At 62.4% G+C, this 23,323-nt stretch carries 26 protein-coding genes; 12 read left to right on the forward strand and 14 right to left on the reverse strand.

Annotation, left to right across the window (positions count from 1 at the left end):
• Positions 1–44: 44 nt before the first annotated feature.
• The 3 genes from JET14_RS05715 to trxB all read right to left on the reverse strand — a co-directional run bounded on the left by JET14_RS05715 (position 45) and on the right by trxB (position 3,819).
• Positions 45–1,160: an alkene reductase gene (locus tag JET14_RS05715; RefSeq protein ID WP_200337193.1), complete on the reverse strand. Its 1,116-nt coding sequence runs from the start codon at positions 1,158–1,160 to the stop codon at positions 45–47.
• A gap of 764 nt (positions 1,161–1,924) precedes the next feature.
• Positions 1,925–2,821 carry a LysR family transcriptional regulator VtlR gene (locus JET14_RS05720; RefSeq protein ID WP_024709085.1) on the reverse strand — a complete coding sequence of 299 codons (897 nt, stop codon included), beginning with the start codon at positions 2,819–2,821 and terminating at the stop codon, positions 1,925–1,927.
• Between the two features lie 20 nt (positions 2,822–2,841).
• Entirely contained in the window at positions 2,842–3,819 is a 978-nt protein-coding gene (gene trxB / locus JET14_RS05725; protein WP_200337194.1) for a thioredoxin-disulfide reductase, read from the reverse strand.
• A gap of 208 nt (positions 3,820–4,027) precedes the next feature.
• On the opposite strand from trxB, the gene JET14_RS05730 reads away from it, so the two are divergent.
• Entirely contained in the window at positions 4,028–4,492 is a 465-nt protein-coding gene (locus tag JET14_RS05730; RefSeq protein WP_024709087.1) for an Lrp/AsnC family transcriptional regulator, read from the forward strand.
• Between the two features lie 7 nt (positions 4,493–4,499).
• Here the strand turns inward: JET14_RS05730 and JET14_RS05735 are convergent, their stop codons facing one another.
• Positions 4,500–5,636 carry a glycosyltransferase family 4 protein gene (locus JET14_RS05735; RefSeq protein WP_200337195.1) on the reverse strand — a complete coding sequence of 379 codons (1,137 nt, stop codon included), beginning with the start codon at positions 5,634–5,636 and terminating at the stop codon, positions 4,500–4,502.
• A gap of 370 nt (positions 5,637–6,006) precedes the next feature.
• On the opposite strand from JET14_RS05735, the gene JET14_RS05740 reads away from it, so the two are divergent.
• Positions 6,007–6,738, forward strand: a complete 732-nt coding sequence (locus JET14_RS05740) for a hypothetical protein (RefSeq protein WP_246750533.1) — start codon at positions 6,007–6,009, stop codon at positions 6,736–6,738.
• A 60-nt stretch (positions 6,739–6,798) separates the two neighbouring features.
• Here JET14_RS05740 and JET14_RS05745 read toward each other — a convergent pair whose 3' ends face one another.
• Together JET14_RS05745 and JET14_RS05750 are read right to left on the reverse strand one after the other, a co-directional pair.
• Positions 6,799–7,113, reverse strand: a complete 315-nt coding sequence (locus JET14_RS05745; protein WP_200337196.1) for a hypothetical protein — start codon at positions 7,111–7,113, stop codon at positions 6,799–6,801.
• A gap of 195 nt (positions 7,114–7,308) precedes the next feature.
• A complete protein-coding gene (locus tag JET14_RS05750) occupies positions 7,309–7,566 on the reverse strand; it encodes a hypothetical protein (protein ID WP_200337197.1) in 258 nt (85 codons plus the stop codon).
• A gap of 121 nt (positions 7,567–7,687) precedes the next feature.
• Between JET14_RS05750 and JET14_RS05755 the strand changes: the two genes are divergently transcribed.
• Together JET14_RS05755 and JET14_RS05760 are read left to right on the forward strand one after the other, a co-directional pair.
• Entirely contained in the window at positions 7,688–9,145 is a 1,458-nt protein-coding gene (locus JET14_RS05755) for a cation:proton antiporter (RefSeq protein WP_200337198.1), read from the forward strand.
• Between the two features lie 144 nt (positions 9,146–9,289).
• The gene (locus tag JET14_RS05760; protein ID WP_200337199.1) at positions 9,290–10,510 is read left to right on the forward strand and encodes an MFS transporter; all 1,221 of its coding nucleotides are present in this window, start codon (positions 9,290–9,292) and stop codon (positions 10,508–10,510) included.
• 56 nt (positions 10,511–10,566) lie between these two features.
• Here the strand turns inward: JET14_RS05760 and rpmG are convergent, their stop codons facing one another.
• On the reverse strand, positions 10,567–10,734 hold the full coding sequence (rpmG, locus tag JET14_RS05765; protein WP_018066542.1) for a 50S ribosomal protein L33: 168 nt from the start codon (positions 10,732–10,734) through the stop codon (positions 10,567–10,569).
• A gap of 294 nt (positions 10,735–11,028) precedes the next feature.
• Between rpmG and JET14_RS05770 the strand changes: the two genes are divergently transcribed.
• The 3 genes from JET14_RS05770 to JET14_RS05780 all read left to right on the forward strand — a co-directional run bounded on the left by JET14_RS05770 (position 11,029) and on the right by JET14_RS05780 (position 13,214).
• Positions 11,029–11,703, forward strand: coding sequence for a spermidine synthase (locus JET14_RS05770; RefSeq protein WP_200337200.1), 675 nt, complete (start codon positions 11,029–11,031; stop codon positions 11,701–11,703).
• 130 nt (positions 11,704–11,833) lie between these two features.
• On the forward strand, positions 11,834–12,742 hold the full coding sequence (locus tag JET14_RS05775; protein ID WP_200337201.1) for a sensor domain-containing diguanylate cyclase: 909 nt from the start codon (positions 11,834–11,836) through the stop codon (positions 12,740–12,742).
• 154 nt (positions 12,743–12,896) lie between these two features.
• Entirely contained in the window at positions 12,897–13,214 is a 318-nt protein-coding gene (locus tag JET14_RS05780; RefSeq protein ID WP_024709095.1) for a DMT family transporter, read from the forward strand.
• 73 nt (positions 13,215–13,287) lie between these two features.
• On the opposite strand, the gene JET14_RS05785 is transcribed toward JET14_RS05780, so the two are convergent.
• From JET14_RS05785 to hemB, 5 genes are all read right to left on the reverse strand, one after another.
• Complete coding sequence (locus JET14_RS05785; RefSeq protein ID WP_200337202.1) at positions 13,288–13,833, reverse strand: GFA family protein; 546 nt, start codon at positions 13,831–13,833, stop codon at positions 13,288–13,290.
• Positions 13,834–13,864: 31 nt separating this feature from the next.
• A complete protein-coding gene (gene mscL, locus JET14_RS05790; protein WP_200337203.1) occupies positions 13,865–14,317 on the reverse strand; it encodes a large conductance mechanosensitive channel protein MscL in 453 nt (150 codons plus the stop codon).
• A 104-nt stretch (positions 14,318–14,421) separates the two neighbouring features.
• Positions 14,422–15,174: an arginyltransferase gene (locus JET14_RS05795; RefSeq protein ID WP_200337204.1), complete on the reverse strand. Its 753-nt coding sequence runs from the start codon at positions 15,172–15,174 to the stop codon at positions 14,422–14,424.
• 77 nt (positions 15,175–15,251) lie between these two features.
• Entirely contained in the window at positions 15,252–15,716 is a 465-nt protein-coding gene (locus JET14_RS05800) for an RDD family protein (RefSeq protein WP_200337205.1), read from the reverse strand.
• A 123-nt stretch (positions 15,717–15,839) separates the two neighbouring features.
• Positions 15,840–16,862 carry a porphobilinogen synthase gene (gene hemB, locus JET14_RS05805; RefSeq protein WP_200337206.1) on the reverse strand — a complete coding sequence of 341 codons (1,023 nt, stop codon included), beginning with the start codon at positions 16,860–16,862 and terminating at the stop codon, positions 15,840–15,842.
• Between the two features lie 143 nt (positions 16,863–17,005).
• Here hemB and JET14_RS05810 point away from each other — a divergent pair, with 143 nt between their 5' ends.
• From JET14_RS05810 to nusB, 5 genes are all read left to right on the forward strand, one after another.
• A complete protein-coding gene (locus JET14_RS05810; protein WP_246750534.1) occupies positions 17,006–17,413 on the forward strand; it encodes a DUF6163 family protein in 408 nt (135 codons plus the stop codon).
• 129 nt (positions 17,414–17,542) lie between these two features.
• Positions 17,543–18,838: a L,D-transpeptidase family protein gene (locus JET14_RS05815; RefSeq protein WP_200337208.1), complete on the forward strand. Its 1,296-nt coding sequence runs from the start codon at positions 17,543–17,545 to the stop codon at positions 18,836–18,838.
• Positions 18,839–19,021: 183 nt separating this feature from the next.
• Positions 19,022–20,326 (forward strand): serine hydroxymethyltransferase, encoded by a 1,305-nt coding sequence (glyA, locus tag JET14_RS05820; RefSeq protein WP_200337209.1) that lies wholly within the window; start codon positions 19,022–19,024, stop codon positions 20,324–20,326.
• Entirely contained in the window at positions 20,326–20,808 is a 483-nt protein-coding gene (gene nrdR / locus JET14_RS05825) for a transcriptional regulator NrdR (RefSeq protein ID WP_024709601.1), read from the forward strand. Before glyA ends, nrdR begins: the two co-directional genes overlap by 1 nt.
• Positions 20,809–20,958: 150 nt before the next feature.
• Positions 20,959–21,426, forward strand: coding sequence for a transcription antitermination factor NusB (nusB, locus tag JET14_RS05830; protein ID WP_200337210.1), 468 nt, complete (start codon positions 20,959–20,961; stop codon positions 21,424–21,426).
• 34 nt (positions 21,427–21,460) lie between these two features.
• Here nusB and JET14_RS05835 read toward each other — a convergent pair whose 3' ends face one another.
• Together JET14_RS05835 and JET14_RS05840 are read right to left on the reverse strand one after the other, a co-directional pair.
• Positions 21,461–22,312 carry a DUF6920 family protein gene (locus JET14_RS05835; RefSeq protein WP_200337211.1) on the reverse strand — a complete coding sequence of 284 codons (852 nt, stop codon included), beginning with the start codon at positions 22,310–22,312 and terminating at the stop codon, positions 21,461–21,463.
• 9 nt (positions 22,313–22,321) lie between these two features.
• On the reverse strand, positions 22,322–22,963 hold the full coding sequence (locus JET14_RS05840) for a TetR/AcrR family transcriptional regulator (protein ID WP_200337212.1): 642 nt from the start codon (positions 22,961–22,963) through the stop codon (positions 22,322–22,324).
• Between the last annotated feature and the right edge of the window lie 360 nt (positions 22,964–23,323).

The following is a 23,323-nucleotide window of genomic DNA, read 5'->3' on the forward strand; positions in this document are numbered from 1 at the left end:
TGTCGAAACGACCCCGTCTTCGCGCCCGGGAGGGCCCAAGATGTTCAGCCGCCGAGCACGGGATAGTCGGTATAGCCCTTCTCATCTCCGCCGAACAGCGTCCTCTGATCCAACGCATTGAGCGGCGCATTGATCCGCAGCCGGCGCACAAGATCGGGATTTGCGACGAACGGGCGACCGAAGCAGATCAGATCTGCGCGTTCCTTTTCCAGCGCGTCTATGGCGAGCTGCCGGTCATAGCCGTTGTTGACCATCCATGCGCCGGATCCGTCGGTGCGGTAGTAGGTTTCCCGCATCTCCTCGTAATTGAACGGTTCCGGGCCCTGCTGGTAGCCGCGATCGCCGCCGGTAGCACCCTCGACGATATGGATATAGGCGAGATCGTAGGCGCTCAGCTGGCTCGCCAGATAATTGAACAGCGCCTGCGGCTTTTCGTCGAAAATGTCGTTCGACGGCGCAACGGGTGAAAGGCGGATGGCCGTGCGTCCAGGGCCGATCTCGCGCGAGATGGCGCCGACGATGTCGAACATGAAGCGCGCGCGGTTCTCCAGCGGTCCGCCGTAAAGATCGGTGCGCTGGTTTGTGCCGGAACGCAGGAACTGGTCGACGAGATAGCCATTGGCGCCGTGGATTTCGACGCCGTCGAAACCGGCCTCCATGGCGCGGGCGGCGGCGCGGCGGTAATCCTCGATGATGCCGGAGATTTCGTAGGGCTTGAGTTGGCGCGGCATCGAGGTTTCGATGAAGTCGCTGGTGCCGTCGGAATAGACGACGAAGGTCTTGGCGCGGGCTTGGATGGCGGAGGGGGCGACAGGCGGATCGCCGAAGGGCTGCAGCGACTTGTGCGAAATCCGGCCGACATGCATCAGCTGGCAGAAGATCTTGCCGCCCTGCTCGTGGACGGCCTTCGTCACGTTCTGCCAACCCTCGACAGAGGCGTCGCTGTAGATGCCCGGCGCATGGGAATAGCCCTGGCCCTGTTCGGTGATGGCGGTTGCTTCGGAGACGATAAGGCCGGCCGTCGCGCGTTGCCGGTAGTATTCGACATTGAGCGCGTTCGGGACGGCATCGGGGGAGCGGTTGCGCATCAGCGGGCCCATGATGATGCGGTTTTCGAGAGTGACATCGCCGATCGTGATGGGATCAAAAAGATTGGCCATTCAATTCCTTTCCGTCTCGGGCCCCCGAAGCTCTGTCATGTGTAGCCTACGCCGGACATATGCGCAATTTTGCTGTCGCCCCGAAATGGCTCCCGAATGCCGGTTCGCCCCCAAAGGTCCCGTTCTTCTAGACCATAAAAGACAAGAAAGCGTATACGCGCGGAATCACCGGGGGAACCTTGCGTCTTACACCCCGACGCAAGGCAAAAAAAAAGGGCCTCCAAACGGGGCCCTTGTTAGGTGTGAAGGTAAAACCTCCAGAGGGGAACAGCTGCTGCAGCGAGACTCAAAAGCCGTCGCCGTATGCATCAGCTAACTCAGGATATGGTTCTTTTTTGTGCGCGTTGCAACAGTTTTCATCTCGAAATGCGAAAAAAAAGAACAGGGAATCGCGGGCAAAAAAAGAGGGCCACCGAAAAACGGGGCCCTTTGAGTTAGAAGGTCTCTCAAAACCTCCAGAGGGGAACAGCTGCTGCGGTGCACCAGGGAGAAGTTGGGCACCAACTGCATCAGCTATGTGCGATATGCCCCCGAATTAGGCATTCTGCAATGCGATTTTCTGCATGGCTGCCATGCAGGAAATGAAATTTGCAGCCAAAATTGACCAATCAGAAGCAGACTGGGTAAATGCCTAAAAAACAGGCTTGTTTTGGCCGAAAATCGGCGCTGGCGCCCGCTCGTTTCGTTGATCAGTTCGCACAAGCAGGCGATCCGAGGGCCCGAGAGCAGGCGTGAAAAAGAAATGACCGGGAAGCGGCGCTTCCTCAGAAGCTCCAGTTGCGCGATTTGGCGACGATGAAATCGCGGAACACCTTCAGCTTGGCCGAATTCTTCATTTCGTCCGGATAGCAGAAATAGGTGTCGAAGCTCGGCACATCCGCATGGGTGACGAGTTGCAGGAGGCCCGGGTCGCGCCCGACGATGTAATCCGGCAACATGACGATGCCGATGCCGAGCAGCGCCGCGCGCTTGATCGAGGTGAGCGAATTGATCTGCAGATGCGCCGGACGCGGATTGTCGGGCGAGCGCCCGGCGATTTCCAGCCAGTTCACGTCAAGCAGATAGGCCGGCGCCGGCTCGCCGAAGGTGATGATGCGGTGGTTGTCGAGATCCTCGATCGACTGCGGCTCGCCATGACGGTTGATATAGGAGGGCGAGGCATAGACATGCATGTGCACGGTGAAGAGCTTTCGCTGGATCAGGTCCGGCTGCTGCGGCTGGCGAAGGCGGATCGCGCAATCGGCATGGCGCATGTTCACGTCCAGCTCCTCGTTGTCGAGGATGAGCTGGATCTGCATGTCGGGATAGAGCTGCAGGAATTCCTGCACCTTGTCCGTAAGCCACCCCTGTCCGAGTCCGACCGTGGTCGTCACCCTCAGCTTGCCGGACGGCTTCTCCTTGGTTTCCGTCAGCCGCGAGCGCACGCCCTCGAGCTTCAGCAGCACGTCATGGGCGGTGCGGTAGAGAAGCTCGCCCTGTTCCGTGAGGATCAGGCCGCGGGCATGGCGGTGGAACAGCTTGACGCCGACATCCTGCTCAAGCGCGCTGACCTGGCGGCTGATGGCCGACTGGGAAAGATGCAGCTTGTCGGCCGCGTGGGTGAACGAGCCCGCCTCCGCTGCCGCATGGAAGATGCGCAGCTTGTCCCAATCCAGAGGCATGCTCGTGCTTTTCATGAATTCTACTCCGCGGCCGCCAATGTACCGGTTTTCTGCTCGGTCAGGAAGCGCTCCGCTTCAAGTGCTGCCATGCATCCCATGCCGGCTGCCGTCACGGCCTGACGGTAATTGTCGTCGGCAACGTCGCCGGCGGCATAGACGCCCTCGACGCTGGTTCTCGTCGTGCCCGGTTCTGTCCAAAGATAGCCGTTCGGCTTCAGCTTCAGTTGGTCGCGGATCAGGTCGACCTGCGGCGCATGGCCGATGGCGATGAACACGCCGTCGGCATCGACGGTGGTCTTCTCGCCGCTCTTCACGTCCTTCAGCCTGACGCCGGTGACGGACGGGGGCAGGGGCGGAACAGCGGTGGTGCCGACAATCTCCTCGACCGCGTGGTTCCAGATCACCTTGACGTTTTCCAGCGCGAAGAGGCGCTGCTGCAGGATCTTTTCGGCGCGGAACTCGTCGCGCCTGTGCACCACCGTCACGGTCCTGGCGATGTTGGCCAGATAGAGCGCCTCCTCGACGGCGGAATTGCCGCCGCCGACGACCACCACATCCTTGCCACGGTAGAAGAAGCCGTCGCAGGTGGCGCAGGCTGAAACGCCGCCGCCGTTGAATGTCTGCTCGCTTTCGAGGCCGAGCCACTTGGCCTTGGCGCCGGTGGCGAGGATGATGGTATCGGCGGTGAAGACCTCGCCGCTGTCGGTCGTCGCGGTGAAGGGGCGTTTGGAGAGGTCCAGATTCGAGACCACGTCGTTGACGATTTCGGTGCCGACATTTTCCGCCTGGGCCAGCATCTGCTCCATCAGCCAGGGGCCCTGGATTGGGTCGGCGAAACCCGGGTAGTTTTCGACATCGGTGGTGATCGTCAACTGGCCGCCTTGCTCGAGGCCGGCGATCAGGATCGGCTTCATCATTGCGCGCGCGGCGTAGATTGCGGCTGTATAGCCGGCCGGGCCGGAACCGATGATCAGAACCTTGGTATGATGGTCGGGCATCTCACATCCTTTCAGCGCGACCCTGAAGTGGCGCGCCGGATCAATTCAGCGTCTCGGCTCATTTATGGCTGGACGGGCGTCAGTTTCAAGGCCATGGAAGTCCTACCAACAGACCATTTCGCCCGGTTGAAAGAATCATGCGGGATATTGTAATATTATTGCGTGCTCCGCGCAAAATGCGTCCCCGGATCCGCCTCAGGAGAGTTCAATGCGTGCCGACCTCGATTCCGTCGATCTGAAGATCCTGCGCGAGCTGCAGCGCGACGGCCGGATGACCAATGTGGAGCTTGCCGAACGGGTGGGCATTTCGGCGCCGCCCTGTCTGAGAAGGGTGCGCAGGCTCGAGGAGGCGGGCATTATCGAGGGCTACAATGCCATGCTCAATGCCCCGCGGCTCGGCTACGATCTCGTCGCCTTCTGCATGGTGGGGCTGAAGCATCAGTCGGAGGCGGAGCTGAAGGCCTTTTCGAGGGCGACCGACGACTGGCCGATCGTGCGGCAGGCATGGATGACCTCGGGCGAGACCGACTTTCTGCTTCACTGTGTCGCGGAGAACCTGATGCAGTTTCAGGATTTCGTGATCGAGGTGCTGACCACCAGCATGCATGTCGACACGGTGCGCACCATGCTGACCATCCGCCAGGTGAAGAAGGAAGGCCTGGTGGCGCTTTGAGCCTGTCTCAACCCTCCGACATAAGCCGCTCATAGGCGGAGAATTCCTTCTCCAGCATGGTTTCGACGGTGAAGTTTGCGAGCACGTGAGCACGGGCGGCGCGGCCCATTTCCTTCAGCCCTTCCGGATCGGAAAGCGCCGCATCGATGGCGTCGGCAAGGGCTTTCGGATTGGCCGGCGGCACCAGATACCCGGTCTTGCCGTCGATCACCGTTTCGAGGCTTCCGCCGTGGTTGGTGGCGATCACCGGCGTCCCCATGACCTCGGCCTCGATCGCCACGCGTCCGAACGCCTCGGGGCGGATGGAGGCCGAGACCGCGATGTCGGCGGCCGCCATGACGGCTGGAATGTCGCGCCGGCTGCCGGCAATCGTCACGCGGTCGCCAAGGTCGAGTTCGGCGACGAGCGTTTCCAGTTCGCCGATCACGCCGGCGCTGCCCGAACCGACGATGGCGAGGCGGAAACGCTTGTTTTCGGCAAAGGCGAGCGACTCGATCAGGTAACGGTGGCCCTTCCAGTCTGTGATGCGGCCGACAATCACGATCAGGGGCGCTCTGTCATCCGCGCCAAGTTCCGCCCGCGCAAGGGCGATGTCCGCACTGCTCAGCCTGCCGGGGTCGAAGACGGCGGCGTCCACCCCCCGCGGGGCGAGGATGATTCGCTCTGCGGGGTAGCCGTAGACAGAGATGATGTGGTCGCGGATGAAGGCTGAATTGGCAACGACTAGCGGTCCTTTCAGCATCACGCCGGCATAGGCGCGCTTGAACCGGTTGCCGTGGCTGTAGACGCCGTGAAACGTGGTCATGAAGCGCGGCCGGCGTTTGGCGCGCGCGGTCGCGAGCCAGCCGACCCAGGCCGGCGCGCGGCTGCGGGCGTGAACGATATCGATCTCGTATTTGTCGATCAGCCGGGCCAGCCGAACTGCATTGGCGCGGATCGCGAAGGGCGATTTGCGCCCGACCTTCAGGTCGATGTGATGTGTTCCGGTTGCCTCAAGCGGTGCCAGAAGCGGTCCGCCGTCGCAGGCCGCCCAGTTCTCGATGCCCTTTTCGGCAAGGTATGCCGCCATTTCGACCGTGCCGCGTTCGACGCCGCCGTCGCCGAGGGCTGGAAGAAGCTGCAGGATGCGGGGCGGGCGGTCCATCATCGGGTGTCTTTCGGTCATGCGCGTCGGGAAAGAATGGGCCGGCGTCCTCTGGACGTCGAGCGGGTCGTCGGTGTAGCCTTGGCACGTGCGGAGACAGACGGTCGCCGCACGGACCGCGGCGGGCATCGGCTCGTCCGCAAGGATACTTTCTTAACCGAACTGGGCTTTTTTTCATAACGGGATGTTTGTGCGGCCGATCGATTGCCGGCCTTTTCCACATGGTGAGCGAATCGGAGCGGTTGCCTTTGCTCCGGCTTTGTTCAAATACAGAAACCTGAACTGACGTAACCGATTTCGGCCGAAAGACCCGGACAGGCTTGCCTGATGAGCGGATCGCGCGTTGCCGACATTCATAGGATGATGCCCGTTGCAGACTGTCGTATGCATGAAATGGGGAACGCGATACCCCGCGCTTTACGTCAACCGGCTCTGGTCGATGATCAAGCGGCATACGAAACGGCCGACGCGGCTCGTCTGCTTCACCGATGATGCCGAGGGCATTGACGCCGACGTGACGACCTTCCCGCTGCCCGACATCCGCATCGCCGATGACATCGCATACACGCCCTGGCGCAAGCTTTCCCTCTGGCAGGCGCCGCTTGCGGATCTTGCGGGTGACGTGCTGTTTCTCGATCTCGATATCGTCATCACCGGCGGGCTGGACGCGATGTTCGATTACGAACCCGGAACATTCTGCGCCTGCGAAAACTGGACCCAGATGGGGCAGGGCATTGGCAATACCTCCGTGTTTCGCTGGCATGTCGGCAGAAATACCCACATTTTCAATGATTTCGAAGAAAGCGGCGCGTCTATCCGGAAAAAATATGGGATCGAACAGGTCTATATTTCCGATGTCGTCGACAGGATGGTGTTCTGGCCGCGCGCGTGGTGCGTGAGCTTCAAGCACACGCTCCTGCCGACCTGGCCGCTGAATTTTCTGCGCACTCCACCGCTTCCGGAAGGGACGAAGATCGTCGCCTTCACGGGCAAGCCGGATCCCGATGAAGCGGCGATCGGCAAATGGCCGCTCTCGGAACCGTGGAAGCGCATCTACAAATATGCCCGTCCCACGCCGTGGATCGACGAGCACTGGCGCTGATGCGCCGGCCCTGTTGCCGAAGCGTTCCGGCAGGGGCCGCGCCGAAGTGTTGGCCGCGGCTCAGCGACCGCGACCGGAGAAAAACGAGTTGCGACCGTTATAGAGCGGCTTTCCGGCACGACGCTTTGTCCGGAAAAGGCGCTTGCGCGGAACCGAGGCTTCGCTGCCGGCGCTGCCGGCAAGAAAGCCGAGACCGAAGGCCACGAGCCCGACAAGCGCAAGCGCGGAACCGCTGGCGGCAGGATGCTCCCGGGCCGTACGGCCCAGCGCGTCCACCTCGCCGCGCACCATCGAGCCGGCCCGTTCCACCGGCGTTTTCTGCGAAAAGCGCAGCCGATCAAGCAGTTCGCTCGAGGACGTCTTCTGTTCAAACATGTTTTTCTCCGTGCCAACTGGTTCTTCTCCGCCGCCGGAAGGCAACGGAACGATTTTCGGGCCGCGCGAGCCGATGCCCGTCAAAGGGAACCGACAGCGCGCGCCGAATGTAGGACCAGATCAACGCGAAACTATGGCGGCCGGTTCCGACCGGCTCAACCGTGGCAGGGAAGGCGCATAAGCGCCTGATCCGTTCTAGATGAACAGCATCGCCGTTACGAAAACGAATGCGGCTCCGATCAGGATCGTATGCAGGGACCGTGATAAACTCATTTTGTCTCCTCCATTTATGGTTACGAATATATTACGGTTTTCATGCTTGGCAAAGCGAATTCGTTGCTGCGCTGCAAAGGTCTGCCCCCGCCTGCGGGGCCGCCTGTTCCGGAAAATCCAGTCTGGCAGCGATTTCCAGCGGTTAAAATGCGCAACGTCAAGCCTTCGGATTTTCTTCATGAGGGGCTCTCCGGACCGTCCCTTCGACCGCCGCGGTAGGGATTGCTTGAGCATTCTGTGCAATGCCTTCTATCCTTGAGGAGAAGATAACGGCCCGCGGGCCATGAAGCAGAGGCTGAAGATGGAGCAGGTCGTACACGAGGCGGTCACGCACGGCGCATCCCACGGCGGCAGTTTTGCCGCCGTCGCGCTTGTCATCGCGGTTGCCGCACTTGCCGGCCTCGGCTTCTTGTGGCTGCGCCAACCGCCGCTCGTCGGCTTCATTCTCGCCGGCATCCTGCTCGGCCCGACGGGGATGGGGCTGATCGCCAACAGCGACAGCGTTGCGTTTCTTGGCGAGATGGGCGTGGTCGTCCTGCTGTTCTTCATCGGCATGGAGCTGTCGATCAAGGCCTTTGTCGTGTCGCTCCGTCAGGCGCTGCTGGTGGTGGTCGGCCAGCTGGCGAGCGCGGCGGTCCTGGCGCTTGTCATCGGTCTTCTGCTCGAGGCGACGACGCGTGAAATCGTGATCCTGAGCTTCGTCATCGCCATGTCGTCGACCGTGGTGGCGATGAAGATGCTGGACGAGATGGGGGTCTTGCGCGGCGATGCCGGGCGAATCGCCGTCGGCGTGCTGATCGCCCAGGATATCGCCGTCGTGCCGATGCTGATCTTCGTGTCGAGCTTCGGCGGCTCGGGTTTCGACGTGACCTCGACTGCGATCCGCGTGATTGTCGCGGTCGGCATCATGGCGGGCCTGCTCTGGTATTTCGGCCGCTACGGCAAGCTGAAGATCCCCTACGCGGAGAAGGTGGAGGACAAGGTCGAACTTCTGGCGCTCGGCGCGCTGGCGCTCTGCTTTTCGGCGGCGGCCCTCTCGGGCGTTGCCGGGCTGTCGCCGGCCTACGGCGCGTTTCTTGCCGGCATCTGCGTCGGTAATTCGACTCTACGAAGCCGCGTCATTCCCGTCGTTGAACCGATCCAGAGCGTGCTTCTGGTGATCTTCTTCCTCTCGATCGGCCTGCTGATCGATCTCGGCTTCATCTGGCAGAATCTGTGGACCGTGCTGCTCGCCGCCGTCGGCGTCATCGCCGCCAAATCCGTGCTGAACGTGATGCTGCTGCGCTGGACCGGCTCCTCCGCCCAGACGGCGCTCGTCGCCGGGCTTTCCATGGCCCAGGTCGGCGAGTTCTCTTTCGTGCTGGCCGCCGCCGGTCTTGCCGCCGGCGCGCTCGGCGAGGATCTCTATCGCCTTGTCATCGCCATGACGGCGATCTCGCTTCTGGTGTCGCCCGTGTGGGTCTCGGTGATGCGCCGTCTCGAGGCGAGCTTCAGCGCCGGGCTGCAAAGCTATCGCAACGCGCTGGCGGTCGCCTATGCCCAGGAGCTGCGGGAGGTCGATCGCGGTCGCATCTTCGTCGGGCGGATGGCGGCGGGCGCGAGGGCAAGGCTTGTCGCGCTCAGCCATGCAAGACGCGAGCGCCGCCGCAGGAAGGCCGAGCGCAAGGCGGAAAAGGCGCGGGAGGAGCAGGCGGTCGATGCAAAGGCAGGGCAGAAGCCAAAGGGCGCTGCCAATGGCGAGGGCGGCGGCGCGGAGTAAGGACCGCTTTACCTCGGCGTCAAGCCCGGCTAACCTGACTCCCGTTCAGCTTGCCGCCCTTCCGGCGGCGGGCCCCGGCATGCCAGGCCGGGAGGGAGGCCAAGCCTCCGGTTCGGCCCGACCCTTTCATACCGGGATCTTCCGATGACTGTCCTTGCATTCCTGCGCGAAAACGCCCGCTGGGTGGGCGGCGCGTTTTTGATGAACTATTTCACAGCCTTCGGGCAAACCTATTTCATCTCGCTCTCGGCGGGCGACATCCGCGCCGAATATGGCCTCAGCCACGGCGATTTCGGCCTCGTCTATATGGGCGCGACGCTCTTGAGCGCGGCAACGCTCACGCGTCTCGGCCGGATCGTCGACCATCGCAGCGTGGTGCAGGTTGTTCTTCTCGTCATGCCGCTTCTGGCGCTCGCCTGCCTGCTGATGGCCCTTTCGCGGTGGGTCTTCCTGCTGTTCATCGCGCTCTACATGCTGCGGCTTTTCGGACAGGGCATGATGAGCCATATCGCGGTGACCGCCATGGGCCGCTGGTTCAACGCCATGCGCGGGCGGGCCGTTTCCTTCTCCTCGCTCGGCCTGCAGACGGCGGAGGCCAGCTTTCCGCTGATCTTCGTGGCGGTGTCCGGCCTGGTCGGCTGGCGCGGAAGTTGGGTTGCCGCCGCCGCCCTGACGCTCGCCGTCGGCCTGCCGCTGATCGTCGCCCTGATGCGGGTGGAGCGAGCGCCGCAATCGGCAGCCACGGGCCACAAGGTGCAGACGGCGCCGCGCGACTGGACGCGTGGCGAGGTGCTGCGCGACCCCTTGTTCTGGGCAATCCTCGCCGTCTTCCTGGCGCCGCCCTTCATCGGCACCACGATCTTCTTCCACCAGGTCTATATGGTGGAGCTGCGCGGCTGGACGCTGGAAATGTTTGCGGGCTCGTTCTTCCTGATGTCGATTTCGAGCCTGGCGGCGATGCTGGCAACCGGTGTCATGGTCGACCGGTTTTCCTCGGTGGCTGTCATGCCCTTCATGCTGCTGCCGATTGCCGCCGCCTGCCTGATCATCGGCTTTTCGGGCGCTGCATGGACGCCCTTTGTCTTCATGCCGCTGATCGGTTTTTCCATGGGGGCGTCGGGCACGCTCAACGGCTCGCTCTGGCCGGAGCTTTACGGCGCGCGCCATCTCGGCAGCATCCGCGCCGTCGTCATTGCGGCGATCGTGTTCTCCACCGCCGTCGGCCCGGGGCTGACAGGCTATCTGATCGATGCCGGCGTTTTCTATCCGGCGCAGATTGCCGTGATGGGCATCGTCAGCATCGCTCTCGCCATGCTGATGGCAGGCCTGCGCCGCCGCCTTCTGAAACGAGCCGGCGCAGAATGAAAAAGCCCGGCTCAAAACGAGCCGGGCTTTCCCAAGAAACCAGTCAGCACAAGATCTTACTTGATCTTGGCTTCCTTGAACTCGACGTGCTTTCGCGCGATCGGATCATATTTGGTCTTGACCATCTTTTCCGTCATCGTGCGGCTGTTCTTCTTGGTGACGTAGAAAAAGCCGGTGTCTGCCGTCGACAGCAGCTTGATCTTGATCGTTGTTGCTTTTGCCATGTTCTTCTGCCTTCAAGAGCAATCCGCTCTCCATTCCGGAGAATGCGGAACCGGTACGCCCGGACTGTTACCTAAAAATCAAGAAGCGCCCGCATCGGACGCTTCGCTGGGCTCGCCGGGCCTTCGCCACGGCAAAATCTGGCGGGACACTACGAATCTCCACGCAAAAGTCAAGGCTGGGCTGTCGCAAAACCGAAAGCATTGGCCTTCAGTCGAAACTTTTGTTGCCGCAAGGCCGATATTGTTCTTAAACGCCGACGGCGCAACAGGCGTGAACGAGACGGGGAACGGATCATGATACCGTGGGAAGAGCTGGACGAGGCCGCAATCCCGGGTGAGGCGGGCACGCTCCGGCTGAAGCGGCGCGGCGCGGAATATTCAATCATGCTCGGCGCGAACGAACTGATGAACAGCCGGCTTTCCGGCTCGGAGGAGGCGCTGGCGGAGCTGTCGGCCGAGAAGCTTGCCGGCCGCGCACGGCCGATGGTGGTGATCGGCGGCCTCGGCATGGGGTTCACGCTGCGCGCGGCGCTCGCGGTTTTGCCGAAAGATGCCCGCATCATCATCGCCGAACTGGTGCCGGCGGTCATCGCCTGGGCACGCGGGCCGATGGCCGACGTGTTCTCGGGGGCGCTCGACGATTCCCGCGTGGAGATTGTCGAAGGCGATGTGGCGGCGCTGATCACCGCTTCGAAGGGCCGCTTCGATGCGATCCTTCTTGATGTCGACAACGGGCCGGACGGGTTGACCCGCGACGACAACGACCGGCTCTACAGTCTCGCGGGCCTTGCCGCCGCGAAAAGGGCGCTGAAAAAGGGCGGCGTGCTCGCCGTCTGGTCCGCGCATCCCGATGAACGCTTCACCGCCCGCATGAGGAAGAGCGGTTTCGAAACCGAGGCGAAGACGGTACGCGCCCACCGCAAGAAACGCGGACTGAAGCATGTGATCTGGCTTGGCCTCGCGCGCTAATTCGCAAGGCGCGCGGCGGGCAGAAAGCGCTGCCTGGCTGTTGACCCGCTCGCCGATCTTAACCATACAGTGTAGAAGGCATGCCATTGTCCGCAGCGTGCGCTGAGACCAAACGGGACGTTGCTCTTTCATGGAAGGCAAACTGAGACGCATTCTCCGCTTCATGGAATTGACCGACGTGTTTTTCGCGGTATTCGATGAAGAAGACAGGCTGCTTTTCGCCAACCGTAAGTACCGGGAAACCTTCTTTCTCGAAGCGGAGGAAAATCCGTACTGGCCCGATCTGATGCGCCGCAATTTCCATGCACGCCGCGGCACGGTGATCTCCAGCCCGGATTTCGAACTGTGGCTGAAGGGCACGCTGTCGAGGCGCGGCAAGGTGCCGTTCCGCGCCTTCGAGACCGACGTGCATGACGGCACCTGGCTGTGGATGACGGAAACGGTGGACGAGGACGGGTGGATGTTGTGCCTTGCAAGCGACATCACGCCGCTTCGCGCGCAGGGGCGGACGCTGCGGCAGGAACGCGACATCGCGCTCAGATCTTCGCTGACGGACGATCTGACGGGCATCGCCAATCGTCGTTTCCTGATGGAGCGGCTTGTCGACATGATCGAGCGCGAGGCGGAGGCGACAAGGAGCCCGCCAGGCTGTTTTGCTATCCTGGATGTCGACAACTTCAAGCAGGTCAATGATCGCTTTGGCCACGCCTGCGGCGACCGCCTGCTGGTTGGCTTCGCCCAGAAGATCTCGACGCTGGTCCGGCGCATCGACTGTTTCGGCCGCCTTGGCGGCGAGGAGTTCGGTCTCGTCCTGCCGCGCATGACGCCGCCGGAGGCCGCAGGCGCGGTCGAGGCGATGCTGGAGGCAGTGAGGGCGCTCAGGCCGTTTTCCGAACACCCGGATTTCAGCTATTCCTTTTCCGCCGGCATTGCGCCTGCAAACTGCCGCGAGGATCAGGCCGATCTCTATGCCCGCGCCGACGCGGCGCTCTACAAGGCGAAGCGCGCCGGTAAGAACAGGGTCTGCCTTTCCGACTGAGGGCGTTATGAAGGGGCGTCGCCTGTCCGTCCGCGGCGAAGGAAATTGACCTTCGTGCGCATCGCGATTACATAAAGCCCGCGCGGGACGGCCCGCGTCTTCTGTCACAATCCGGGACGGCCCGGCCACTCTTGATCAAAAGGAGGGCCGTGTCATGGCCTGGTTCATGCTTGCAATCGCCGGCGTTCTTGAAATCGTCTGGGCGTTCTCGATGAAAAAGTCCGCAGGCTTCACCCTTCCCGGTCCCACGCTCGTCACCGTCGTCGCGGCCGCCGCAAGCTTTGCGCTGCTGTCGGTTTCCATGCGTGCGCTGCCGCTCGGCACGGCTTATACGATCTGGACCGGCATCGGCGCCGTCGGCGCGTTCGCCGTCGGGGTTGCGGTTCTCGGCGAAGCGGCGACGCCGGGCAGGCTCATTGCGGCGGCGTTGATCATTTCCGGAATTGTGGTGATGAAGCTGTCGGAAGGTTAGGCCACCGCGGCAGGTCGCCGGTTTCCTTTGCCCGCTTCCGCGATCGCGGCTCTTTCGCTCGGCTGCCGTCGCGTCAGCGGTTCACTTCGAGCTCGCCTTCGACATAGTCGAGCGCCGGCCTGCGGAAACCCATCGCCGCCCAGGCGGCCATGAGGCGAAAGAAGAAAGACGCCGAATAGGTCTTCAGGTTCGGCACGTCGTCCGTCAGCGTTGACGGATCGTCGAGCGTGCCGGCCATTGTTCTCAGTTGCAGCGGGGGCAGGGCGCCCTCCGGCCAGAGGACGCCGTAGAGGTCGACCCAGTGGCCGACCGTGACGTCGAGCAGGATCGGCGTGTTGCAGCAGACCGCGACGGCCCGCCGGGTCCTTGTCCTGTCGTTCAGCCGGAACGCACGCAGGTTCTCTGCGCCCCTTATGCAGCGCACCCGGTCCTTGCGGTAGACTTCCATGCGCGTGCCGCCCGACGCTTCCCGCAGGCGCGGAGCCCCGGGAAGGCTTTCCATGATTTCGGCGGCTGTCCGGCATGAGCTGCACAGGCATTCGGCGCTCATGATCGGTGCGTCCTCCGCCTCCATGACCACGCCGCCACAGCGGCATTGCACCCTCGCTATTCTCGCCATCGGCATGCCTCCTTTCCGCCGGGATGCCGGGCTACTGCCTGTTCTTCAGCGCATCGCGGATTTCGAGCAGAACGTCCAGTTCGCTCGGTCCGGGCGGCGGGGCCGCTGCGGCTTCGGCTTCCGCCTGCTTCTTCGCCTTGCGTTCGGCTGCGGCGCGCACGCGGTTGATGGTCTTGACCAGCAGGAAGACGACGAAGGCAATGATGAGGAAGTTGATGACGGAGGTGACGAAGGCGCCATAGGCGAAGATCGCCGCGCTCGAATCGCGCGCGTCGGCGAGGCTCGCGCCTTCGGGAACCGTGCCGTTCATCACGAAATACATGTCTGAAAAATCGATGCCGCCGATGATCAGCCCGATAATCGGGTCGATGATGTCAGCCACCAGCGAGCGGACGATGGCGGTGAACGCCGCGCCGACGATAATGCCGACGGCCATGTCCACGACATTGCCTCTCGCAATGAAATCCCTGAATTCCTTGAGCATGAAACCTCCATCCTTGCCGATCTCGTCCGCTGCGAGAGGACAAGGTTAGGCGATTGCACGGGAAGGTTCCATACGCTCCGGGTTGAAAGGGGAATTCGGGCCGCCTATTCCACAGGCTCCTCGACGTCTGCCCGCTCCCAGCCCTTGCCCGTCAGGTGTTCCTGCGGCCGGAAGCGCTTCTTGTAGTCCATTTTCCGCGAGCCTTTGACCCAGTACCCGAGATAGACGTAGGGAAGGCTGAGCCTTTTGGCGCGCGAGACATGATCGACGATCATGTAGCTGCCGAGGGAGCGTTTCACATAGGCCGGGTTGAAGAAGGAATAGACCATCGACAGCCCGTCAACGAGGATATCGGACAGCGCCACGGCGACGAGCTCGCCCTCTTCGCCGAAACGGCCGGTTGAAACGCGGTATTCGAACAGCCGCGTCTCCACATGGGTTTCCTCGACCATCACCGCGTAATCGTCGATCGTCATGTCGGCCATGCCGCCGCGCTGGTGGCGGCTGTCGAGATAGGTGCGGAACAGGTCATACTGTTCGGCCGTGGCGATCGCCGGACGTTCTGTCGTCACGAGGTCGCTGTTGCGGGAACATATCTTGCGCAGGGAGCGCGGCGTCTCGAACTCCCCGGCCACGATCCTGACGGAAACGCAGGCGCGGCAGTTCTCGCAGGCCGGCCGGTAGGCGATGTTCTGCGAGCGCCGGAAGCCGCCCTGGGTGAGGAGGTCGTTCATCTCGCTGGCGCGAGGTCCGACGAGATGGGTAAAGACCTTGCGCTCGCGCTCGGCCTCCAGATAGGGGCACTGCGCCGGCGCGGTCAGGTAAAATTGCGGTGAAAGCGTGGCTTGCGTGTTCATGACCGGCACAACATGCGTTGGACAATTGGCCCTAGCATGGCGCAATCGGAAAAAAGGTCAACCGTGCCCGGTATGCTTCACATCGCTTCCTCGCGCACTACCACGGCGCCGACGAGGAAATCATGCAGCAGGCGCTTGCGATCGGTGAAAAGGCCGACGAGCAGGACGAGCGGCGTCAGCACCGAGTTGAACAGCCAGAACAGCGCCAGATGCACGGCGGCCGTCAGGAAATCCATTCTCAGCCCGTCGGTCCGTACGATCCTGAGACCCATCGAGCGCATGCCGAGGGATGCCTGGGAGATGCCGCCCATGGTGAAGCCGAAATAGAACACGGCGACGATGAAATAGAGCACCGGATAGAGGAAAAAGGCGAGGCCGAGCGTTGCGATGCCGACGAAGAACAGCAGAACCGCCGCCGGCACCCAGAGGATCGCGATGATCAGGTAATCAACCAGAAAGGCCAGAACACGGCGCGACAGGACGCCGGTATAGGCTGGGCTGCCGGCATTCGGCGCGTAGGACATGTCTCGTTCAAGGCTCATGGTTCTGGCTCGCTCCTTGCAGTCGGGTTGCGGCTCCGCGCCGCCGGCGCGAGCGTTCGGACCCGTCGGAACAACAATGTGGGTTGCCGCGGAGCGATTGCAACGGCCAAAACATTGCCGCCGTCACGATTTCGCCAGCTTCTCCGCCGCTTCCATGGCGAAATAGGTAAGGATGCCGTCGCAGCCGGCGCGCTTGAACGACAGGAGCGTTTCCATCATCACCCGCTCGCCGTCGATGGCGCCGCGCTCGGCGGCCATGCGGATCATCGCGTATTCGCCGGAGACCTGATAGGCAAAGACAGGCAGGCCAAAGGCCTCCTTCATCCGCCAGCAGATGTCGAGATAGGGCAGGCCGGGCTTCACCATCAGCATGTCCGCGCCTTCCTTGACGTCCAGGGCGGCATCGCGCAGCGCCTCGGTTCCGTTGGCCGTGTCAACATAATAGCTCGCCTTGTCGCCCTTCAACAGGCCCTTGGTGGCGATCGCCTCGCGATAGGGGCCGTAGAAGCCGGAGGAGAACTTGGTCGCATAGGACATGATGCCGACATTCTGGAAGCCGGCTGCATCCAGCCGCTCGCGGATCGCGCCGATGCGCCCGTCCATCATTTCGGAGGGTGCGATGATATCGGCGCCCGCTTCGGCCTGCAGCACGGCCGCCGCGCAGATGTGATCGACCGTGGCATCGTTGACGATCTCGTCACCGATCAGGATGCCGTCATGACCATGGCTGGTGAAGGGATCGAGGGCAACGTCGGTGATCACGCCCACGCCGGGCGCGGCCTTCTTGATCGCGCGCGTCGCGCGGTTGATCAGGTTTTCGGGGTTGAGGATCTCCGATCCGTTCATGTCGCGTTTTTCCAGCGCGATGTTGGGAAAGGTCGCGATCGCAGGAATGCCGAGCGCCTCGGCCTTGCGGGCCGCTTCCGCCAGTCGGTCGACGCTCATGCGCGACACGCCGGGCATCGCCGGGATCGGTTCCTCGATATTGTCGCCCGGAATGACGAAGACCGGCCAGATCAGGTCGTCCACCGTCAACCGGTTCTCGCGCACCAGCCGGCGCGTCCAGTCGGCCTTGCGGTTGCGGCGCATGCGGCGATGGCCGGTGATCCGGTCGACGAGATGGGTCTTGTCGTTGGCGTCGTTCATCCTGATCCTCCGGCGATTTCAGTACCCTTGATGTTCATCAGGCTTGTAGCACGCAGGTCCCGACGAAAAAACAACCCAATTTGTCACATCGCCGCCGGCTTTTGCGGGTTTGTCAGCGGCCGTTTGCCGCGTATAAGGCGGACATGTCTTCAGAGTCGAGCGCAGCGCCCAGACCCAGTTTTTCGCAAACCGCTTTCCTGGTGTTCAAGCGGTGCGTCGCCGTGTTTCTTTTCGTTATGGCGCTTTCCAGCTGGGCGGCGCTGATCGGATTGACCGAAGGCGGAGCCGGTCGATTCGACCTCGTGCATGCCGATGTGCGTCTCGTCGAGGCGGTGCTTGCCGTGCTCTATCCCGTGGCGGCCGCCGGACTGTGGTTCGGGGTTGGCTGGGGCTTCGTGCTTTGGGTGCTTGGCGCCGCCGTCCAGATATTCGCCCACAGCGCCTATCCGCACATTTTCGGCAATGCGCCGGGGCTGTCCGCGCTTCACATTCTGTTGATTGGTTTCTACGTCTCCTTCTGGGTTTACCTTGCTTTCATTCGACGGCGCTAGGATCGACGGCGGCAGCCTTCCGACCGGCTTTGAAAACCGACAATAATTGGCCATATTGCTGTGCGAGGGCATCGGCTTTGAGACGGGCGCGGCCTTGCCGCCCGAGGGACCGAACGAGATTTGGATTTGATGACAAAAAAACTGGACCGGAAAACGCCTACCAATAAAACTGTGTCGCGCCGTCGCTTCATCGCCGGCGCCGCCGGTGTGCTGGCGATGCCGCATCTGGCCTCCGCGCAATCGGCTGTCGACGCGCTGATCAATACGCCCGGACGCGGCAACTGGGATGACCAGTTCGACGCCTTCACATCGCGCGCGCCGGCCAGCGTCAGTTCCAACCAGCCGATCCTCGGACCGAACGCCCCGGCAAACCTGATGCAGGCGATTGCCCAGTATCAGCAGATCGTCACCAGCGGCGGCTGGCCGCAGGTGCATCCCAACGTGCCGCTTCAGTTCGGCGTCTACGACCCTTCCGTCCAGCAACTGCGCCAGCGGTTGATCGTTTCCGGCGACCTGCCGCGCTCGGCGGGCATTTCGGACTCCTACGATTCCTACGTCCAGGGCGCCGTGCGCCGCTTTCAGGCGCGTCACGGCCTGTCCGAGACCGGCTATATCGATGAATACACGCTGAAGGCGCTCAATGTCAGCGCCCGCGTCCGCCTTGCGCAGCTGGAGACGAACCTGACGCGCGTGGAGGATCTCGGCTCCGAACTCGGCGAGCGCTATGTTCTGGTCAATATCCCGGCCGCCTATTGCGAGGCCGTGGAACAGGACAGCGTGGCGCTGCGCAATGTCGCCATTGTCGGCCGGCCTTCGCGCCCGACGCCGATTCTCAATTCCAAGATTTTCGAGATCATCTTCAATCCGCCCTGGACCGTGCCGCGCTCGATCATCCAGAAGGATATCATGCCGCTGATGCGCGAGGATCCGAACTACCTGGTCGACAACAAGATCCGGCTCTACGACAACAAGGGCAACGAAGTCGATCCGATGACGATCGACTGGAACGCGGAGAAGGCGCCGAACCTGACCTTCCGACAGGATCCCGGCCCCAACAGCGCCATGGCCTCGACCAAGATCAACTTCCACAACAAGCATGCCGTCTACATGCACGACACGCCGAGCCAGTCGCTGTTCAACGACATCGTGCGCTTCGAATCGTCGGGCTGCGTCCGTATCGAGAACGTCCGCGACCTTGATGTCTGGCTGTTGAAGAACACGCCCGGCTGGGATCGTCAGCATATCGAGCAGACCATCCATGCCGGCATTTCCACGCCGGTGAACCTTGCCGATCCAGTGCCGAACCATTTCGTCTACATCACGGCGTGGTCGGCCAAGGACGGGGTCGTTCAGTTCCGCGATGATATCTACAATCTCGACGGCGCGCCGGAACTGGCGCTGCAGACGACCAGCGGCATCGAATAGAGCGTCGGGCGAAAAACGGGGCGCCGGTTTTTCGGTAACCCGATGATTGAGGCAGCGGCCTTCGTATTCATGATCGAAAATGCCGCCGGCGGGCCATGTTCGCCGGCGGTTTTCGTCTATTGCACGATGATCGATCGGAGGATAGAACGCTTCCGCCCGCCTGCCACAAGTGAGGAACCCGCGATGACTAGCCAGACAGTGTTTACCGAGACCTTCTTCAACCGCACGCTCGCCGACACCGATCCGGAAATCTTCGACGCGATCGGCAAGGAGCTCGGTCGCCAGCGTCATGAAATCGAGCTGATCGCCTCGGAAAACATCGTCTCGCGCGCTGTGCTCGAGGCGCAGGGTTCGATCATGACCAACAAATATGCCGAAGGCTATCCGGGCAAGCGCTATTATGGCGGCTGCCAGTTCGTTGACATTGCCGAGGAACTGGCGATCGAGCGCGCCAAGAAGCTGTTCGGCGTCGAATTCGCCAATGTGCAGCCGAATTCCGGCTCCCAGATGAACCAGGCCGTCTTCCTCGCATTGCTGCAGCCCGGCGATACCTTCATGGGCCTCGACCTCAATTCCGGCGGTCACCTGACCCACGGGTCGCCCGTCAACATGTCGGGAAAGTGGTTCGATGTGGTTTCCTACGGCGTGTCGCGCGACGATAATCTGATCGATATGGACGAGGTCGCCAGGAAGGCCGAGGAGCACAAGCCGAAGCTGATCATCGCCGGCGGCACGGCCTATTCGCGCATATGGGATTGGAAGCGCTTCCGCGAGATCGCCGATTCCGTCGGCGCCTATCTGATGGTCGACATGGCGCATATTGCGGGCCTCGTTGCCGGTGGGGTGCATCCCTCGCCGTGCCCGCATGCCCATGTTGTCACCACGACGACGCACAAATCGCTGCGCGGTCCGCGCGGCGGCATGGTGCTGACCAATGATCCCGACATCGCCAAGAAGATCAATTCCGCCGTCTTCCCCGGCCTTCAGGGCGGCCCGCTGATGCATGTGATCGCCGCCAAGGCGGTGGCCCTCGGCGAGGCGCTGCAGCCGGAGTTCAAGGCCTATGCCGAGCAGGTGGTCAAGAATTCCCGCGCGCTCGCCGCCTCGCTGATGGAAGGCGGGCTTGATGTGGTTTCCGGCGGAACCGACAACCACTCCATGCTGGTCGACCTTCGGCCGAAGAACGCCACCGGCAAGCGCGCGGAAGCCGCCCTTGGCCGCGCCTACATCACCTGCAACAAGAACGGCATTCCCTTCGATCCGGAAAAGCCCTTCGTGACCTCGGGCGTACGTCTCGGCACGCCTGCCGGCACCACGCGCGGCTTCACCGAGGCCGAATTCGCCGAGATCGGCAAGCTGATCGTCGAGGTTCTGGACGGTCTGAAGGAGGCCAATTCCGACGAGGGCAATGCAGCGGTCGAAAAGGCCGTGCGCGGAAAGGTCGTCGCGCTGACCGAACGCTTCCCGATGTATGGCTATATGGGCTGATGCGCTGCCCGTTCTGCAATTCGCCTGATACCCAGGTCAAGGATTCGCGCCCGGCGGAGGACAATACGTCCATTCGCCGCAGGCGCGTCTGTCCCGATTGCGGCGGGCGCTTCACAACCTTCGAACGCGTGCAGCTGCGCGAACTCGTCGTCATCAAGAAGAACGGCCGCAAGGTGCCGTTCGACCGCGACAAGCTGGTGCGTTCCTTCGAGATCGCGCTGAGGAAGCGGCCGGTCGAGCGCGAGCGCATCGAACGCGCCGTGTCCGGCATCGTCCGTCGGCTGGAAAGTGCCGGCGAACCCGAAATCCAGTCCGAGGAGATCGGGCTTCTGGTGCTCGAGGCGCTGAAAAATCTCGATGACGTCGCCTTCGTGCGCTTCGCCTCGGTCTATCGCGACTTCTCGACAACGGAAGATTTCGAGGAGATCATCGCCGAGTTCTCGGCCAAGCTCGCGCGCGATACCGAGACCAGCGAGATCTGAGCGGGCGCAATTCTGCCCTCGCCGGCGCATTCAACCGGCAAAACACTTGCAAGTCTTCGGCAGGCATGGTTTAGCCGCTCGTAATGATGACCCGGCGCGAGGCCGCTGCCGCAAGCACTGACCGCATCCCTTCGGAATGCGAGGAGACCCATGACGACCGAGAAGACTGCAAACCAGCGGGGCGCCGCCCGCCTTGCCGCCGTTCAGGCGCTTTACCAGATGGATCTCGCCGGCACGGCGCTTGCCGACGTGCTCGCCGAATACGAGGTCTATCGTCTGGGCAAGGAAATCGACGGCGACGTCTATCTGAAGGCCGACCCGGCGTGGTTCCGCGCGATCGTCAGCGGCGTCGTGAAGGACCAGAAGACGCTCGATCCAAAGATCGCGGATGCAATTTCGGAAGGCTGGACGTTGTCGCGACTTGATTCGACGCTGCGTGCCATCCTGCGCGCCGGCGTCTTCGAGATCCTGAAAAAGCCGGATGTCCCGACCGCCGTCATCGTCACCGAATATGTCGAGATTGCCACCGCCTTCTTCGAGGGAGACGAGGGCAAGCTCGTCAACGCCGTGCTCGACAGGATCGCCCGGCGGGAGCGGGGGCAGCCGAACCAGGCCTGAGCGGCAACACCCCTCAGGCCTTTCGCGAAAGCGGTCACTCGAAACTGATTTCCGTGACCCGGCCCTTCCAGAACGGGTCTGTCCGTCCCGCGCCGACGCGGGCGATGAGGAATGTGTGCGGGATCATCATGCCCGCGACAAGCCGGTAGTCGCCGCGCTCCGAATGTTCGCCCGACCCATGATAAGGGGTCGTCAGATCGCCGTCCTCGGTGGCATCGAAGCTTGCGAGGCTGCCATCCTCGCGAAATTCGGCGATCATGCTGGCTTCGAGTCCGAAGCCGGAAACCGTTGCGAGCGCGCTGTTTTCATCGATGGGCTCCCAGCGCACCGGCCCTCCGGGCAGCAGCGCCACGGGAAAGAGCGGGCTTTCCAGGAGCCACCGCCTCAGCGAGATCCGGTTGAGTTCCGGCGAGGCCTTTTCGTCGACGACGGTCAGTGTCGAGGCGAGTTTCGCGCGCATTTCCATCTCTCCGTCGGCAAAGAAATCGTAGACGCGCGCGTCGATCCCCGGAGCGATGGGGGTGGTCGCCGTGAAAAGCAGGACCGGGCTCGACAGCGAAATCGTCTGCTCTGCCTGGGTAGGCCCAAACCCCTCCGTCAGTGGCCTGCGAAACATCCCTTCCTCGGCCACGGAAACGACTGTCAGGGTCGGATCGACATCCTTTATGGCAAAGTCGAAATAGCGTTTCACCGGCGCGGGGAGGGCTTGCATCTGCGCATCGGATGGCTGGGGAAAACGGGCTTTGGCGGCGATCGCCCGAACGCTCTGCGCATGGCCGGCGACCTCGCGCGCGGTGACGACATGTGAAATCCAGATCCATGCGATCAGCGCGGCGACGAGGACGGCGAGTCCCGCTGCGGAATATTTCAGGATACGCGTGTACACTTTTTTCTCCTAGGCGTTGGCGGCCGGGGGTGTTTGATGGCCGGTGGAAATCAGGAAACGCATGAGGGAATCGACAGCCGAGATTGCGGCGTCGCGGGAATCTTCGTCGGCAAGAACCGGTGCGCGATCCAGAAGGGTGAGCATTGCCGCGCCGTGGACGGTCGACCAAAGCAGGAAGGCGGTCTTTCCGGCCTCGGCCTCCGGCAGATAGCCGGCCGCCTGGCAGGCCCTTACGGCCTGGACCAGAACGCCGAGGCAGCGCGCGCCGACATCGCTCTCAAAAGGACTGCCGGAAAGACCGGTTTCCTTCGGCGGATCGAACATCAGACGGTAAAGGTTCGGGTTTTCAAAGGCGAACTGCAGATAGGCCAGGCCACCCTCCCATAACCGGGCGATCGGGTCGCTGCGGTGGCGCGCGGCCGTCGCGAGCTTCTGGTCGAGCATCATCACGAATCCCGCATCGTGCACCGCCTTCAGGAGCGCGTTCTTGCTGGCAAAATGCGTGTAGAGCGCCGGCGCGCTGCAGCCGATTTCCTTCGCGATCCGGGCGAGCGAGATATCTTCGGCCGCCGATGTCATCAAAAGATCGATGGTCGCGGTGATCGCCGCCTTCTCGATTTCGATCTGCTGTTCCTTGCGGGGCCGCGCCATGGACATCTTCTCCTGCAATTAACTTAATGATATTAATTTAACGTAATTAAGTTAATTGTGCAACGGCGTTCCGCCTAAATTTTGCCGTACGGCGCGTCCGAACCTGGCAAAAGGGCTGACCTCAAGCGAATTTTCTGGCCAAAGGGCGGGTTAAATCGTTTCATTTTCGCTTCCGCCTTTGCGATAGCGCAAAGCTTTGCCGCATTCCGCTCTCCTATTGTCGGAACGAAGCACTTGACGCTTCGCCCGCTCCACCGCACTCTCGTGCCTGCCCGCAGGGCGTGGAGGGGAATGAGGCGTTCTGCGGATTGAACGGTGCGGCTTTTGCTGCTCTCGCGAGGATGACCCGCGCGGGCAGGC

The organism is Martelella lutilitoris, from assembly GCF_016598595.1.
In the GTDB taxonomy this organism is placed as follows: domain Bacteria; phylum Pseudomonadota; class Alphaproteobacteria; order Rhizobiales; family Rhizobiaceae; genus Martelella; species Martelella lutilitoris_A.

What these genes read in the sequence shown, in the direction of transcription:
- JET14_RS05715 (WP_200337193.1), bottom strand. Translation starts at nt 1,160, where the DNA reads ATGGCCAATCTTTTTGATCCCATCACGATCGGCGATGTCACTCTCGAA.
- JET14_RS05720 (WP_024709085.1), bottom strand. Translation starts at nt 2,821, where the DNA reads ATGCCTCTGGATTGGGACAAGCTGCGCATCTTCCATGCGGCAGCGGAG.
- trxB (WP_200337194.1), bottom strand. Translation starts at nt 3,819, where the DNA reads ATGCCCGACCATCATACCAAGGTTCTGATCATCGGTTCCGGCCCGGCC.
- JET14_RS05730 (WP_024709087.1), top strand. Translation starts at nt 4,028, where the DNA reads ATGCGTGCCGACCTCGATTCCGTCGATCTGAAGATCCTGCGCGAGCTG.
- JET14_RS05735 (WP_200337195.1), bottom strand. Translation starts at nt 5,636, where the DNA reads ATGGACCGCCCGCCCCGCATCCTGCAGCTTCTTCCAGCCCTCGGCGAC.
- JET14_RS05745 (WP_200337196.1), bottom strand. Translation starts at nt 7,113, where the DNA reads ATGTTTGAACAGAAGACGTCCTCGAGCGAACTGCTTGATCGGCTGCGC.
- JET14_RS05750 (WP_200337197.1), bottom strand. Translation starts at nt 7,566, where the DNA reads ATGAAGAAAATCCGAAGGCTTGACGTTGCGCATTTTAACCGCTGGAAA.
- JET14_RS05755 (WP_200337198.1), top strand. Translation starts at nt 7,688, where the DNA reads ATGGAGCAGGTCGTACACGAGGCGGTCACGCACGGCGCATCCCACGGC.
- JET14_RS05760 (WP_200337199.1), top strand. Translation starts at nt 9,290, where the DNA reads ATGACTGTCCTTGCATTCCTGCGCGAAAACGCCCGCTGGGTGGGCGGC.
- rpmG (WP_018066542.1), bottom strand. Translation starts at nt 10,734, where the DNA reads ATGGCAAAAGCAACAACGATCAAGATCAAGCTGCTGTCGACGGCAGAC.
- JET14_RS05770 (WP_200337200.1), top strand. Translation starts at nt 11,029, where the DNA reads ATGATACCGTGGGAAGAGCTGGACGAGGCCGCAATCCCGGGTGAGGCG.
- JET14_RS05775 (WP_200337201.1), top strand. Translation starts at nt 11,834, where the DNA reads ATGGAAGGCAAACTGAGACGCATTCTCCGCTTCATGGAATTGACCGAC.
- JET14_RS05780 (WP_024709095.1), top strand. Translation starts at nt 12,897, where the DNA reads ATGGCCTGGTTCATGCTTGCAATCGCCGGCGTTCTTGAAATCGTCTGG.
- JET14_RS05785 (WP_200337202.1), bottom strand. Translation starts at nt 13,833, where the DNA reads ATGGCGAGAATAGCGAGGGTGCAATGCCGCTGTGGCGGCGTGGTCATG.
- mscL (WP_200337203.1), bottom strand. Translation starts at nt 14,317, where the DNA reads ATGCTCAAGGAATTCAGGGATTTCATTGCGAGAGGCAATGTCGTGGAC.
- JET14_RS05795 (WP_200337204.1), bottom strand. Translation starts at nt 15,174, where the DNA reads ATGAACACGCAAGCCACGCTTTCACCGCAATTTTACCTGACCGCGCCG.
- JET14_RS05800 (WP_200337205.1), bottom strand. Translation starts at nt 15,716, where the DNA reads ATGAGCCTTGAACGAGACATGTCCTACGCGCCGAATGCCGGCAGCCCA.
- hemB (WP_200337206.1), bottom strand. Translation starts at nt 16,862, where the DNA reads ATGAACGACGCCAACGACAAGACCCATCTCGTCGACCGGATCACCGGC.
- JET14_RS05810 (WP_246750534.1), top strand. Translation starts at nt 17,006, where the DNA reads ATGTCTTCAGAGTCGAGCGCAGCGCCCAGACCCAGTTTTTCGCAAACC.
- JET14_RS05815 (WP_200337208.1), top strand. Translation starts at nt 17,543, where the DNA reads ATGACAAAAAAACTGGACCGGAAAACGCCTACCAATAAAACTGTGTCG.
- glyA (WP_200337209.1), top strand. Translation starts at nt 19,022, where the DNA reads ATGACTAGCCAGACAGTGTTTACCGAGACCTTCTTCAACCGCACGCTC.
- nrdR (WP_024709601.1), top strand. Translation starts at nt 20,326, where the DNA reads ATGCGCTGCCCGTTCTGCAATTCGCCTGATACCCAGGTCAAGGATTCG.
- nusB (WP_200337210.1), top strand. Translation starts at nt 20,959, where the DNA reads ATGACGACCGAGAAGACTGCAAACCAGCGGGGCGCCGCCCGCCTTGCC.
- JET14_RS05840 (WP_200337212.1), bottom strand. Translation starts at nt 22,963, where the DNA reads ATGGCGCGGCCCCGCAAGGAACAGCAGATCGAAATCGAGAAGGCGGCG.